Origin of the sequence: Gordonia westfalica, from assembly GCF_900105725.1 — a bacterium.
GTDB lineage: Bacteria > Actinomycetota > Actinomycetes > Mycobacteriales > Mycobacteriaceae > Gordonia > Gordonia westfalica.
Map to the genome: position 1 here is coordinate 4,278,930 of NZ_FNLM01000034.1, position 13,442 is coordinate 4,292,371.

The window sequence follows — 13,442 nt, forward strand, 5'->3', positions numbered from 1 at the left end:
GGCCCGCTCGCTCCCTGAGCCTGGATATTTCACTGATGTTGCTGACGTCCGGCGTGTGATACGCGAAAGTGCCTGTCTGCCTTGTGATTATTGATTCACCACAAACAAATAGTCACAGGGAGAAAGGCACCTCGCAGGTGAAGAATAACGTGTATCCCAAGATGATGGTGGACCCCACGCGCACGGAGTCGGTGGTGACGACCTCGGGCGCAGTGTTGCTGACGAAAACCGTGGACGTCTCGGGCCTGGGCGCCGACCTGACCGCGGCCATGGCGCCGTGGCGGACAACGGCCACCGTCCACGACCCGGCCAAGATCGTGCTGGATCTGGCGATGACCTTGGCCGCCGGTGGTGACTGCGTGGCCGATGTGGCCGCGGTCCGGGCTCAGCCACAGGTGTACGGGCAGGTGGCCTCGGATCCCACGATGTCGCGGGTGATCACCCGGCTAGCTGCTGATGTCGAGGCAGTCAGTACCGCGATCAGTGCGGCTCGCGCCGCAGCGCGGGAGCGGGTGTGGGCCACCGCCCGCCCGTTGGAGGGCATCGCGGGCAGCGTCGATGGCGGGCTGGTGATCGTCGATCTCGATGCCACTACCGTGACGGCCGGCTCGGCGAAAGAACAGGCCCAGAAAACCTATAAACGGGTGTTCGGGCATTCCCCGATGTGTTCGTTCGTCGACCACGGCGCCTTCGGCACCGGGGAGACCCTGCACCTGGACCTACGGCGTGGAGGTGCCTCACCCAAGGGTGCCGACATGCACATCGCGGCCCTCGAGGCGGCGTTGGCCCAGCTACCCGCCGCCGAACGCGCCCAGGTGCTCATACGTACCGATTCGGCCGGGTGTGCCAAGAAGTTCCTGGCCCACCTGGCCGAGCAGAATCTGCAGTACTCGGTCGGGTTCACCATCTCCGAACTGGTCAAAGACGCGTTGGCCATGCTGCCTGAAGCTGCCTGGGTCACCGCGATCACCAACGACGATGCCGATCCGCGCGCTGATGCCCAGGTCGCCGAGATCACCCTGCCGCGCCCGGTCCGTGATGCAGAAACCGCCTACGAACCCTGGCCACCCGGGATGCGGCTGATCGTGCGCCGCGAATACCCCCACAACGGAGCCCAACACCTCATCACCGACATCGAGGGCCGCCGCTACACCGTGTTCGCCACCAACACCCGCGGCCGCGGCTGGACCCTGCCGACCCTGGAACTACGTCACCGCCAACGCGCCCGCGCCGAAGACCGTATCCGCTGCCTCAAAGACACCGGCATGGCCAACCTGCCCTTCGACTCATTCGCCAAAAATCAACTCTGGCTCGACATCGTCGCCCTGGCCTCCGACCTGCTCGCCTGGACCCAAACCCTGGGCTACCACCGCCACCACCCCATCCGCCGCTGTGAATCACCCTAGGTTTTGTGCCGCCTCCAATGTGGGCTGGTCCTCGGGGCCGAGGCCAGCGTAGTGGAGCGTTTCGAACTCGGTCGGGGGAATCTGGCCAATACTCGAGTGCAACCTGCTGTTGTTGTACCAGTCGACCCAACCAGCGGTCGCGAACTCGACGTCGGAGATCGTCCGGTACGGGCCGGAGTGGAAGATCGTGGTCCGGATGCACTCGGTCTTGTACAAGCCGTTCACCGACTCGGCCAGCGCGTTGTCGTAGGCGTCCCCGACCGATCCGATCGACGCTGCGATGTCTTCGAGTCGCAGACGCTCAGTCAGTGTAACCGATGTGTACTGACTTCCGGCATCCGAATGATGAATAAGCTCAGCAGCTTTCACCGGATGCCCTTCCCGATTGCGCTGCCACAGTGCCATCCGAAGCGGGACTGTCACCAACTCCACCGACTTCGATGTCGAGGCATGCCATGCCACGATTCGACGGGAGAACACGTCGATGATGAACACCACATACACCCACCCAGCCCAGGTCCGGCAGTAGGTGAAATCGGTCACCCAAACCCGGTTCGGTTCGGCAGCACTGAACTGTCGGTTCAACAGATCCTCCGCGCGGACACCATCAGCGGATCTGACGGTCGTTCGGACTCCCTTCGACCGTCGAATTCCTTGGTGGCCTAACACTTTCATCGCTCGATCAACGGCGCCATAGGACACCCCAGGCAGAGTTGTGCGATGCAGATGGGCGCGCATCTTCACCCGCCCGTAGAGGCCCTCGGGAGTCATCTTCCGCCGGCCGTCGTCACCGGTGCGCCAGACGACAGTGCGCACCGCATCGACGACGTGGGCATCAGAGACCGTCCGTGCGGCAGGCGTGCGTGATCGCCATGCCCGGTAGGTTCGTGCGGCAATCTGGCAGCCCTGCCCACGCAGGACCCGGCAGATCGACTCGACCGCAAACCCGTTGGCGCGCATTTGATCTATGAACGCCACGATCATCGGTTGCGGGGGTCGAGTTCCCCCGCGAAGAAAGTTGTCGCTGCTTTCAGAATGGCAACGTCTTCTCGTAACTGCTTGTTCTCGGCCTTGAGGCGCTTGATCTCGGCGGACTCCTTCGTAGTGGTCCCGGAGCGGGCGCCGGCATCGATCTGGGCTTGTACGGCCCATCGACGTACCGTCTCCCCGCCGACACCGACCTGCTTGGCGATCGCTTCGGCCGCGGCAGTCAACGACGTGTACTCGCCGCCGTGGGTCTCCAGCAACCGCAAGGCCCTCGAACGGACCTCCGGGTCGATTTTCTTAGGCATGTGCTCATCCTTCCTGACTCAGAAGGAAGCGGTATCAAACCTGGGGTGATTCACTGGGAACCCAAACGCCTGCGCCACCGCCTGCTCACCGTCGCCGGCAAAATCATCACCCACGCCCGCACCACCACCCTGCGACTACCCACCGACTGGCCCTACAACCACCACATACGCCACGGCTGGCAACGCCTCGCCGCGTAACCAGCCCCCGGTCAACGCACCCGGTCACAGCCGCCCCCAACCCCCGCCCCAGGAACCCGAACAACCAGCGAACCGAACGCTGGCGATCCACCCCGCCCACACACCAGTACCGACCACCGCACACCGAACCGACAACCGATCAGCGAAAACCCACTCAACCGTGAAAGATTCAGGCTGAGGTGCGATGGCCCGCTCGCTCCCTGAGGTGCGAGGAGCGTTAGCGACGAGCCACGAAGGGTTGGTGAGATAATCTCGCCGACCCTTCGTGGCTCGCTGCGCTCGCACCTCAGCTCAGGGAGCAGTGGGGGTGCTGCGCTCGCACCTCAGGGAGCGGGAGCAGTGGGGGCGCTGCGCTCGCACCTCAGGGAGCAGTGGGGGGCGCTTCGCTCGCGCCTCAGGGAGCGGTCGGTGGCCTCGATACGGCCCTCGGGCCTACTCGGCGGCGGTGAGGGTGCTCGGCTACCGTGCGCCTTCGATCAGATCCGCCACGATCTTCGCCGACATCATCACCAGCGGCAGTCCGCCGCCCGGATGCGACGACCCGCCCACCAGGTACAGCCCCGGTACCGGAGACGTGTTCTTCGGCCGTAGGAACGCTGCGCGCGGGCCGTTCGACGACGAGCCGTAGATCGACCCGCCGGGCGTCATGGTGCGTCGTTCCAGATCGGCCGGCGTGACCAGAAGGCGATGGCGGACGCGGTCGCGGACGTCGAGGCCGCGGTCGGCCATCACCTGCATGATCTGATCGGCGTAGCTCTCCGCGAGTCCTGGTGCGTCCCAATCCACTCCATGCTCGGGATCGTGACGCGGGGCGTTCACGAGCACGAACCAGGCGCCGGTGTCGGGCCCGGGCACGATCTCGGGATCGTCGGGCGCTGAGATGTACACGGTCGGCCGGGTCACGGGCCGCGGTGGGCCGTTGAATCCGAAGACGGCGTCGAACTCCTCGTCGTAGTCCTCGGCGAACAACACGTGATGGTGCGCCTGGTCAGCGGGTGGATTGTCGAGGGCGAGAAGAAGAACGAATCCCGACAGCGACGGCGTCGAGCGTCGCAGCAGCGTGGACGGGATGCGACCGGAACGGCGCGGCACGAGGCGGTCGTACACCTGCCGGGCGTCGGCATTCGCCACGACGATGTCGGCGGGAACGTGTCCGCCGTCGGCGAGAAGAACCCCGTCGACGCGGCCGCGATCATCTGTCGAGACCCGGGACACCTCGACCCCGAACTCGATCCGGCCGCCGAGCGCGAGCAGCCGATCCCGCATCGCGGTCGCGATTCTTCCCAGCCCACCGCCCACATACCAAGAGCCCCAGGCCTGTTCGGCCCACGGGACGGACGCGAGCGCGGCTGGTGCACGACGCGGATCCGATCCGGTGTAGGTGGCGTAGCGGTCGAGGAGCATCGCGAGCCGGGGGTCGTCGAGATACTCGGTACCCAGACCGCGCAACGACTTCCAGGGCGCGACGGTACGCACGTCGGACGGGGTCGCGATCCCGCCGATCATCGTCCGCACACTCATCGGCGATTCGAGGAAGGGGCCGTGGGTGACGTCCCAGATCGACTCGGCGCGACCGAGAAACGACGACCACTGGTCCCCGCGGCCGGGCCCGAGCGCCGCATCGAGTGCGGGCGGGATGGCGTCGAGGGTGTCGGGCAGATCGAGGACCGTGCCGTCGGGAAAGCGATACCGTGCCGCGACCGGGAGACGTCGGAGGTCGAGGACGTCGTGCACCGGTGCCCCGGTGTCGGCGAACAGTTCGGTGAGGACGTGCGGCATGGTCACCAGGGACGGCCCGGTGTCGAAGACGAAGCCGTCGTGCTCGATCACGCCGAGTTTGCCGCCCACGGAATCGAACTGCTCGAGCACGGTGACCTCATGGCCGGCCGCCTGCAGGCGCATCGCAGCAGCGAGTCCGCCGACACCCGCGCCGATGACGATGACCCGGCTCATCGGGGAACCTCGATGGTGCGACCCTTCCAGTGGAGCTCGCCGCGGTGTCGGGCGAGCGTCGAATCAGCTGCGAGAAAGGTGAAGAGGGCGATCGACGCAGGGTGGCCGAAGGCGTCGGGAAACGTTCGCCCGCCGGTGCAGCGAGCGGCCACCAGTCGCGAGGCGACACCGGCGAGATATCCCACCAGGCCGGTTCGTGACCCGGTCAGCGCGGCCAGGGGCGGCACCACGTACATCAGGCAGAGGCCGGCGGTCACCGCCGATGTCCCGGCCGGGGAACCGAACGCGGACCAGAGCGATTTGCGGTATCCCGCACGGACTTCACGCCATCCGTCGTACATGTGGCAGGTCGCCACGGTGCTTCCCTCGGCGACCACGCCGCGGCCCCCGCCGGCCTTGATCGCGCGGAGAAGTGCGATGTCTTCCAGCACCACGTCGCGGACGGCCTCGTGACCACCGGAGCGCCGATAGGTCCCGGCGTCGACCATCAGGAACTGGCCGTTCGCGGCCGTCAGGGATTCGCGCGGAGAACTCTCCGCGAGACCGAGGGGCAGCGTGCTGAGCCACGACCACTGCAACAACGGCTGCACCAGTCGTTCGGCCGCGCTGGTCGCGACCTGCCGTGGATAGGGGCTGACCAGATCGAGTCCGGCGTTGCGCAACAACGCGAACGACGACGTGAAGGCGTGCGGCTCCAGCACGACATCGGCGTCGACGAAGGCCAGGATTCCGTCGGTGTAGGCATGGTCGGCCAGTTGCCGGCAGGCCCAGGACTTCCCGAGCCACCCCGCCGGGGGTGGGGAACCCTCGAACACCTCGATCCGGTCGTCGTGCGCGGCCAGTCGTGCCAGCAGTGCATCGGTTCCGTCGACCGAACCGTCGTCGAGCACGAGCACGCGGGCCGGTCCGGGCCAGCGATCGATGGCTTCGAGGGCGGCGGTGAGGCAACGCTCGGCCCTGGCGACCTCGTTCCGCATCGGGATCAGCACCGAAAGGGGTTCCGCGGGAGGTATGTCCGCCAGACCGGGTCGGCGGACGCGGATCGCGTTGTCGACGGTGAGAGCGAGCGATGCCAGCGAGAGGCCGGTGCCGACCGCCACCGTGCGACGCCAGATGTCAGACGCTCGCACCATGTCTCCTGGACCGGAGCGAACGCACCTCGATCACGAGCAGCGGCAGCGCGACGACACCCATGATCACCGCACCGGTCAGTGCGACCGTCGGACGACCGAAGAACACCGCATGTGCCATCACCGATGAGAAGTAGGTCCACAGGTAGGCGGTGACGGGTACCGCGTCGTCGAACCTCTCGCTCCGGGTGCCGATCACGCGGTCCAGGATGGAGATCATCAGAAACGAAACCAGCAGCCAGCCCGCGAAATTGGTCAGCGGGATGTCGTCGACCCCGGGCAGCGACGGGTCGGGGAACTGCCACGCCCAGTGGCCCTGATCGACCATCTGGGGGTCGAGGAAGACATCCCAGGCCGTCAGAGCATACGCCCCCAGGAATGCGGTCACCACGCGCGCACTCGTGCCGGACAGCCGCATGGCGCCGACGAGTCGTCGTGTCACGGCCAGCGCGGGCCACGACATCATGATCCAGGCCAGGGGTACGAGAACCGGAACGCCGAGAACCTTGGTTCCCAGGCCGTCGGTGTAGTCGTATGTGCCGAAGGGGAATCCGGTGCTGACGCCGATTGCCTCGGCGACGAGGCCGCCGCCTCCGGCGATGACCACCAGCGCGATCGCAGCACCGACGCCGCGCGTGGCGGCGAGATGAAGCGTCGAGGCCGAGGCCAGCAACACCACGCTGGCGACGGTGAGTGGGAGAGTCCCGCCGCCGGTGAGCGGGAAAGCGATCTGCACCCCGATGGTCGCGGCGAGAAGAACCCACGCGAGCGGGATGAGGTGGTGACGGTGGGGTGATCGGCTCGGCAGGCCTTCGAGGCTCGTCGCTTGCAATCCTCGCCCCTCAGGCAGCGAAGGTACTGGGGCTTGCGCTCCTCGCACCTCAGGCAGCGAAGGTACTGGGGCTTGGGCTCCTCGCACCTCAGGCAGCGAAGGTACTGGGGCTTGGGCTCCTCGCACCTCAGGCAGCGAAGGTACTGGGGCTTGGGCTCCTCGCACCTCAGGCAGCGAAGGTACTGGGGCTTGCGCTCCTCGCACCTCAGGCAGCGAAGGTACTGGGGCTTGGGCTCCTCGCACCTGAGGCAGCGAAGGTACTGGGGCTTGGGCTCCTCGCACCTCAGGCGGCGGAGGCGTGTGCGCCTGTGCTCCTTGACTGTTGGGTGGTGAATGTCGGGTCGTACTCATGCCGGCCTCCCCTGATAGGTCCCGGTCACGTCGAGGACGGCGAATCGGGCGAACAATTCCTCGGCGTACCAGCGGGCGGGTTTGGTGCGCGAGATGGCCGACCTGTGCGCCGGGGAGTGATAGGCGAAGTCGGTGAGATCGCGAGCGGAGTCCCAGAGTGAGAACGTTCCCTGGACCCCGATCGGCAGCTCGCCGACGCCGAGTGCGAGCCGATTGCCCTGCGCGTCTGCCAGTTCGGATGCGACAGGTGGAACCGCGCGCCAGAACGACGCCATCGTCGTCGGCCGCAGGCGGGCGCGGGTGAGTGCGGCGACCGGTCCCGTCCAGCCGTGTCCGCGCTCTGCCGCGGTTCCGGGAGACTGGTGCCCGAACGGATCGACGCGCGACCAGCGGCCCTTGGACCGGATGGGCTGCATCGTGATTCGCAGTTCCTCGGTGCTCGAGTCCTGCCACTGGCGCAGGACCCGGGAGTCAGAGGACGCCCGCGCCGCGTCGTCGTCGTGCCAGACGGTGAGTGCGGCCCAGTGTCGCAGGTCGGCGCTCTCGAGTGTGAAAGTCCTTGCGGTACCGGTGCCGAGCAGTTTGGCGAATCGGAGTCCCGGTGTCGCACGCAGTGCGCGGCGGCCCGACGCCATCCTTCCGAGCGCGGGCATCACCCGGTCGACACCCCAGACGCGCAGCTCGACGGTCGGAGGAGAATACGAGGTCATGAGCGGCGCCACACACAGCGTTCGACGAGGGAGGTCAGGGCCTGACGGGTCCGCTCGTCGACCGAAGCGCCCGCGACGACGCCGAGGGCGTCCTCGGCGAGTTCGGTGATGCGCTGCTCGACGCGCTCGAGTGCGCCTGTCGACTCCAGGATCTCGCGCATCCGGGCGGCACCGTCGGCGTCGAGCTCCGGGTTTCCGAGACAGTCGGCGATCACCCGCCGCTCCATCCGGTTGGCCGATTCCTCGGCGAGTGCCATCAGCATGGTGCGCTTGCCCTCGCGGATGTCGTCGATCGCCGGCTTGCCGGTGACCTTCTCGTCGCCGAAGACGCCGAGGATGTCGTCGCGCAGCTGGAATGCCTCACCGGCGCTGAGTCCGATGCGGTCGTAGTCCGCGAGGAGTTCGGCGCCGGCGCCGGCGAGGGTGCCGCCGAGACGAAGCGGTTGGCCGATGCTGTAGCGGGCGCTCTTGTAGCGGAGGATGCGTTCGGTGCGGTCGGCGTCGGTGTGGTCCTCGGTCTGACTCAGCATGTCCAGGTACTGCCCCGCATATGCCTCGTCGCGCATCTCCGTCCAGGTCGCGCGGACGGCCTGCCGGGTGTCACGGCCGACGGTGTCGACGGCGGCGGCGACGAGATCGTCCGACCACGAGAGACACATGTCGCCGACGAGGATCGCGACGGCGGTACCCCAGGTGTCGGAATTGCCGCGACGCGCGGCGGCGCGATGCGTGTCGGAGAAGTGTCGGTGGACCGTGGGGAGGCCGCGACGGGTGTCGGAATCGTCCATCACGTCGTCGTGGACCAGCGCGGCGAAGTGGAACAGCTCGATCGCGGACGCCAACTCGACGACACCGGGCACCGACAGTCCCCGCGCCGCACCGCGTGCACCCCACAGGCAGAAGGCGGCGCGCAGGCGCTTCCCACCGCCGATGCGCGCACCGACGGCATCCACCGCGGGGGTGAGCTCGGAACCCACCTTCTGCAGGGTGAGCGCGTGGCGGCGGAAGTGAGCGGTCAGGACCTCTTCGACGAGTTCCAGTTCGGTCGTCGCGTCGTCGATCGCGCGAAGAGAGGAGCCGGTGTCGAGGACAGGCCGGTGGGGGAGGGATGAGTCGGTCATCTCGGCGGTCTGTGTCATGTCGAGGCCCTTCGGGGGTGCGGGGTCGGCTGGAGGGTCCGATGGCTGCGGGTACCCGGTCTTCGGAGCGGTGACACGCGGCGGATGGGTGCCGGACCGCGGGCTGCCGGTAAGTTGGGTCGTATGGCAGTGGATGCAACGGTGCCCGTGGTGGCCGTCGGTCTGGTCGGCGGTTTCGCGGCGGCCCGATACAGCGGACGACGAGAACTCGGCGGGGTGGTTCTCGCGACGGCGGGTGCCTGGTGCACTCGTCAGTGGGCGGTCAAGAAGGGTCCGGTGGTGGCCGGCGGGCTGCTCGCCGGGTACCTGGCGGCCTTCGGCGGGTCGCATCCTCTCGCGAAGAAGATCGGTGCCTGGCCTGCAGTCGGCGCGGTGACCGTCGCAGCGGCCGGCGCGACGGCGATCGCCACCCGCTGAGACCGCCTCCCGCGGAATCCTCGCGGGCCGTGGTGGCCCGACGTTACGATCGGCTCCCATGACCACGGGATACGGGCGAGCGCGGCAGAACGACATCTACACCGTTGGTGTCCACCGGCGAAAGCCCCGTGTACCAACGGATTTCGCGGAACTGGAGCGTCGCGCCAAGCGGGCGATGTCGGCCCGCGCGTGGGCGTACATCGGCGGTGGTGCCGGTGAGGGTCGCACGATGGCGGCCAACCGTCAGGCCCTGGACCGGTGGGCGATCGTGCCGCGAATCCTTCGCGACGTCTCCGAGCGAAACCTCGAGGTGGAACTGTTCGGGCGCCGCATCCCGGCGCCGGTGCTGTTCGCGCCGGTCGGCGCCGGGTCGCTCGCCGCTCCGGAAGCCGACCGGCTGATCGGTCACGCGGCCGCGGAACTCGGTGTGCCCTATATCTTCTCGAACCAGGCGAGCGTGCCGATGGAGGCGGTGGCCGCCGAGATGGACGGCGTGACCGCAGGTGCCCCGCGCTGGTTCCAGTTGTACTGGTCCACCGACGACGACCTGGTCGACAGCCTGCTGGCCCGTGCGGAGTCGATCAGCGCCGACGCGGTGGTGGTCACCCTGGACACCACGATGCTCGGCTGGCGCCCCCAGGACCTGAACCTGGGATCGCTGCCGTTCGCACGGGGTGAGGGGATCGCTCAGTACACCTCGGACCGGCGCTTCGTCGACATCGTCGCCGAACGCCTGCGCGCGGCCACCGCGGAGCGGCCCGAGATCTCGGTCGGCGCCATCGCGACGCTGATCTCGATCACGCGCAACGCACCCGGGCGCTTCCTCGCGAATCTCACGTCGGCCCAACCGCGCGCCGCGGTGCAGACCTTCCTCGACATCTACTCACGCCCGTCGTTGAGCTGGGACGACCTCGCGGGTCTCCGCGCCCGGACGTCGCTGCCGATCGTGCTCAAGGGCGTGCTGCATCCCGACGACGCCCGCCGCGCCGTCGACGCCGGGGTCGACGGGATCATCGTGTCCAACCACGGCGGACGCCAGATCGACGGTGCGATCAGCACGATCGACGCCCTCGAGGAGATCGCTCCGGCGGTCGACGGCCGGATCAAGGTGCTCATCGACTCCGGGATCTACACCGGCGCGGATGTGTTCAAGGCACTCGCCCTCGGCGCCGACGCCGCCTGCATCGGCCGGCCGCACATGTACGGTCTCGCGCTCGCGGGTGCGGACGGCGCCCGTGATGCGGTCGCCGACATCATCGCCGAACTCGACCTCACCCTCGGACTCGCCGGCCACACCGACGTCACCGAACTGGATCGCGACGCGTTGCGTCGGGTGTAGGCGCGCGCGTTTCGACACGGCGCCTCGCTCCGCTCGGTGCCGGCTCAACGGGCGGGGAGGGGGCGTCGCTGCGCTCCTCGCCTGCTCAACGAGCGGGACACGGATCGTCGCTGTGCTCGGTGCCGGCTCAACGGGCGGGGAGGGGCTCATCGAACGGGAAACCGAAAAGCCCGTCCCGCTTGGCGTGAGCGGGACGGGCTTCCCCCAACCAGGAGACGGATCAGACCAGCGGGCGGCCGGTGCGCATCCGCCAGCGGACGTCCGCCAGCAGCAGGTTGAACGGGAACCCGCGGATCACCTTCGGGGCCCGCGTGACGATGGCGCGCAGGACTGCGTTGTGCTTGTCGAAGAAGAGCTCCTGCCACGGCGACAGCCGGACGTCCATCTTGCGGCGGAAGTTGTCCGGCAGGAAGCCGATGGCGAGGATCTGGAAGTACCAGCCCAGCACCTTGGAGACGATCGGGCCGAGGAACTCGGCGCGGGCGATCTGCATCAGGTACTCGCGGATCACCGGGTCGATCTCGAGGGTCTCGACCGTGGAGTTCCAGTACTCCTCGAAGGCCGCACGGTCGGCCGGCCAGGCCTCGCGCGGTACCTGCAGCGTGGTGCCGAGGACGGCGCCGGCCTGGTAGAACTCGTCGGTCACCTCGGTGACGCCGCCATAGATGCGGTGCATGTCCTCGGTGCCGCGGTAGAGACAGGCCGCGACCCACAGCTGGAGATTCTGGTCGAAGGCGTTGTACTTGACCGGGCTGTCGGCGGTCGACCGCACGTGGGCGTGGGCCTTGCCGATGGCCTTTCGGTAGGCCTTGCGGTCCTTGGCGTTGCCCATGCCCGCGACCGCGAGGTAGCTCAGCGTCGTGCGGCCGCGCTTGAGCGGATGCTTGAACAGGTTGCCCGTGTCCACCTTCGACTCGTACACGCCGTAGCCGACGGCGGGCATGCTGAGCTGCATGATGACGTTTGCTGCGCCGGCGAGGACTCCGACCCCGAGCGGGTCGAGAGGTGCCGACGGGAGGGCGTCGAGCTCGGCGCGCGACATGCGTGCGGTGGACGGCAGGAACTCGGTGTCCGGGCGTTCGGCGGTGAGGAACTCCTCGACCTCCGCAGTCACGTCGGCCGACGATTGCGGCGACAGGGCCGAGCTTCCACTGGTGATAGGCTCCGATGCCATCGAACCCCTCCTTGTCGGATTTAGGAAACGTTTGTTTCCCGTTTTATAAAACATGAACTTACTGGGGTGTCAAGATAGGAACCATGGGAAGAGGACCTTCGACCCCGGAAAACGGGTCCGACGCCGCCGCGTCGGATTCGGCTGCTTCCCTGCGCGCGTACGGCGGGGAGGGCGGCGACACCCGGGTCGCGCGACGACGCGCATCTCTGATCGACGCAGCTCTGGACCTGCTCGGCGCCGATGACGCCGAGGCCGTCACGGTTCGCGGCGTCTGCCGGCGGGCCGGCCTGACCGCACGCTATTTCTACGAGAGCTTCGAGTCGGTCGATCAGCTCGTCGGCGTGGTGTACGACGAGATCATCGAGGAGATCGCCCATCGGAGTCTCGCGGCGTTCTCCGAGGGGGCGACCATGCGCATGAAGGTGTCCGGCGCGGTCGCGGCGATCGTCGATCTCATCGACCAGGACCGTCGTAAGGGGCGGCTCCTGTTCTCGCAGGCGCTGCTGAGCCCGGTGATCGCGGCGAAGCGGTCGGAGTCGACGGCCCTGTTCGCGGGCCTGACGCTCCAGAGCACCTCGGCGATCCTCGATGTGCACGTCGGCCCGGCCGAGGCCGCGGGCGTGGCGCACTACCAGGTGGGCGGACTGAGCCGTCTGCTCGCCGCATGGCTCGAAGGCGACGTCGAGCTCTCGAAGTCGGACGTCGTGGACCTCAGTATCGCGTTGCTCGTGTCGCCGGCCGAAATCCTGGAGAAGAGCCTGTCCCACGGCAGCGCCGATGGTGAGTAGTGCTGCGGCGAAAGATAGGGTCGATCCCATGAGCAGCGGATCCGGCGAAACCGACGTACGACCGGCGAAGCAACCTCTGGGCGCCTGGCGTGACTACGGCGAGCCAGAGCTCCCGATCCCGCTCGCCGCAGCCCTCGCGGCGTTCGCCGAGCAGGGGTATCACGGAACGTCGGTGCGGGAGATCGCCGCGCGGGCGAACCTCTCGGTGCCCGGGCTGTACCACCACTACCCGTCGAAGCAGTCGTTGCTGCAGGGTCTGCTCGAACGCACCATGACCGACCTGCTGGCCCGGTCGGAGGCGGCCATCGTGGAAGCCGGACCCGAACCGGTGAAGCAGTTCGACGCGGTCGTCGAGTCGCTGTTGCGGTTCCACATGTACCGCCGTGAGCAGGCCTTCGTCGGTTCCACGGAGATCCGGAGCCTCGACGACGACTACCGGCCGAAGTACATCGGCCACCGTGACCGCCAGCAGCGCATGGTCGACGAGATCGTCTTCGCCGGTGTCGAGGCGGGCGACTTCACCACCGAGTACCCGAAGGACGCGGCCCGCGCCGTCGCCACCATGTGTGTCGGCGTCTCGACCTGGTTCAAGCTCGATGGTCTGTTGGGCCCGGACGAACTGATCTCACGGAATCTCCAGCTCGCCCGTGCGCTGGTCGGCTACCGCACCACCTGACGGCACGGATTTCATCCGGTCCGCCTTGACCGCGGTG

13 protein-coding genes and 1 other annotated feature are annotated in these 13,442 nt (G+C 67.7%); of the genes, 6 read left to right on the plus strand and 7 right to left on the minus strand.

Features of this window, described 5'->3' with window-relative positions; translation table 11 throughout:
* Positions 1-137: 137 nt before the first annotated feature.
* A complete protein-coding gene (locus BLU62_RS25075; RefSeq protein ID WP_084811883.1) occupies positions 138-1,406 on the plus strand; it encodes an IS1380 family transposase in 1,269 nt (422 codons plus the stop codon).
* On the opposite strand, the gene BLU62_RS25080 is transcribed toward BLU62_RS25075, so the two are convergent.
* Positions 1,398-2,698 (minus strand): IS3 family transposase gene (locus BLU62_RS25080; protein ID WP_099047828.1). Its coding sequence is split into 2 segments (ribosomal slippage): positions 1,398-2,425 and positions 2,425-2,698, totalling 1,302 coding nucleotides; the frame shifts between segments, so codons are not numbered across the junction. The genes BLU62_RS25075 and BLU62_RS25080 overlap by 9 nt on opposite strands.
* Positions 2,295-2,426, minus strand: a sequence feature (AL1L pseudoknot). Its footprint overlaps the gene before it by 132 nt.
* Before the next feature lie 45 nt (positions 2,699-2,743).
* Here BLU62_RS25080 and BLU62_RS32980 point away from each other — a divergent pair.
* Complete coding sequence (locus BLU62_RS32980; protein ID WP_159441583.1) at positions 2,744-2,896, plus strand: transposase; 153 nt, start codon at positions 2,744-2,746, stop codon at positions 2,894-2,896.
* A gap of 459 nt (positions 2,897-3,355) precedes the next feature.
* Here BLU62_RS32980 and BLU62_RS25095 read toward each other — a convergent pair whose 3' ends face one another.
* From BLU62_RS25095 to BLU62_RS25115, 5 genes are all read right to left on the minus strand, one after another.
* On the minus strand, positions 3,356-4,849 hold the full coding sequence (locus BLU62_RS25095) for a phytoene desaturase family protein (protein ID WP_074852552.1): 1,494 nt from the start codon (positions 4,847-4,849) through the stop codon (positions 3,356-3,358).
* Positions 4,846-5,979, minus strand: a complete 1,134-nt coding sequence (locus tag BLU62_RS25100) for a glycosyltransferase family 2 protein (protein ID WP_074853272.1) — start codon at positions 5,977-5,979, stop codon at positions 4,846-4,848. Before BLU62_RS25100 ends, BLU62_RS25095 begins: the two co-directional genes overlap by 4 nt.
* On the minus strand, positions 5,966-6,811 hold the full coding sequence (locus tag BLU62_RS25105) for a carotenoid biosynthesis protein (protein WP_084811884.1): 846 nt from the start codon (positions 6,809-6,811) through the stop codon (positions 5,966-5,968). Before BLU62_RS25105 ends, BLU62_RS25100 begins: the two co-directional genes overlap by 14 nt.
* A gap of 347 nt (positions 6,812-7,158) precedes the next feature.
* On the minus strand, positions 7,159-7,872 hold the full coding sequence (locus BLU62_RS25110; RefSeq protein ID WP_074853276.1) for a monooxygenase: 714 nt from the start codon (positions 7,870-7,872) through the stop codon (positions 7,159-7,161).
* On the minus strand, positions 7,869-9,011 hold the full coding sequence (locus BLU62_RS25115; protein WP_074852553.1) for a polyprenyl synthetase family protein: 1,143 nt from the start codon (positions 9,009-9,011) through the stop codon (positions 7,869-7,871). The genes BLU62_RS25110 and BLU62_RS25115 overlap by 4 nt, the downstream gene beginning before the upstream one ends.
* A gap of 123 nt (positions 9,012-9,134) precedes the next feature.
* Here BLU62_RS25115 and BLU62_RS25120 point away from each other — a divergent pair, with 123 nt between their 5' ends.
* Together BLU62_RS25120 and BLU62_RS25125 are read left to right on the plus strand one after the other, a co-directional pair.
* A complete protein-coding gene (locus tag BLU62_RS25120) occupies positions 9,135-9,428 on the plus strand; it encodes a hypothetical protein (RefSeq protein ID WP_167544026.1) in 294 nt (97 codons plus the stop codon).
* Positions 9,429-9,486: 58 nt separating this feature from the next.
* On the plus strand, positions 9,487-10,767 hold the full coding sequence (locus BLU62_RS25125; protein ID WP_074852554.1) for an alpha-hydroxy-acid oxidizing protein: 1,281 nt from the start codon (positions 9,487-9,489) through the stop codon (positions 10,765-10,767).
* Between the two features lie 220 nt (positions 10,768-10,987).
* Here the strand turns inward: BLU62_RS25125 and BLU62_RS25130 are convergent, their stop codons facing one another.
* Positions 10,988-11,941 carry an oxygenase MpaB family protein gene (locus BLU62_RS25130; RefSeq protein WP_074852555.1) on the minus strand — a complete coding sequence of 318 codons (954 nt, stop codon included), beginning with the start codon at positions 11,939-11,941 and terminating at the stop codon, positions 10,988-10,990.
* An 83-nt stretch (positions 11,942-12,024) separates the two neighbouring features.
* On the opposite strand from BLU62_RS25130, the gene BLU62_RS25135 reads away from it, so the two are divergent.
* Together BLU62_RS25135 and BLU62_RS25140 are read left to right on the plus strand one after the other, a co-directional pair.
* Complete coding sequence (locus tag BLU62_RS25135; RefSeq protein ID WP_074852556.1) at positions 12,025-12,729, plus strand: TetR/AcrR family transcriptional regulator; 705 nt, start codon at positions 12,025-12,027, stop codon at positions 12,727-12,729.
* A gap of 28 nt (positions 12,730-12,757) precedes the next feature.
* The gene (locus BLU62_RS25140; protein WP_074852557.1) at positions 12,758-13,405 is read left to right on the plus strand and encodes a TetR/AcrR family transcriptional regulator; all 648 of its coding nucleotides are present in this window, start codon (positions 12,758-12,760) and stop codon (positions 13,403-13,405) included.
* Positions 13,406-13,442 lie beyond the last annotated feature (37 nt).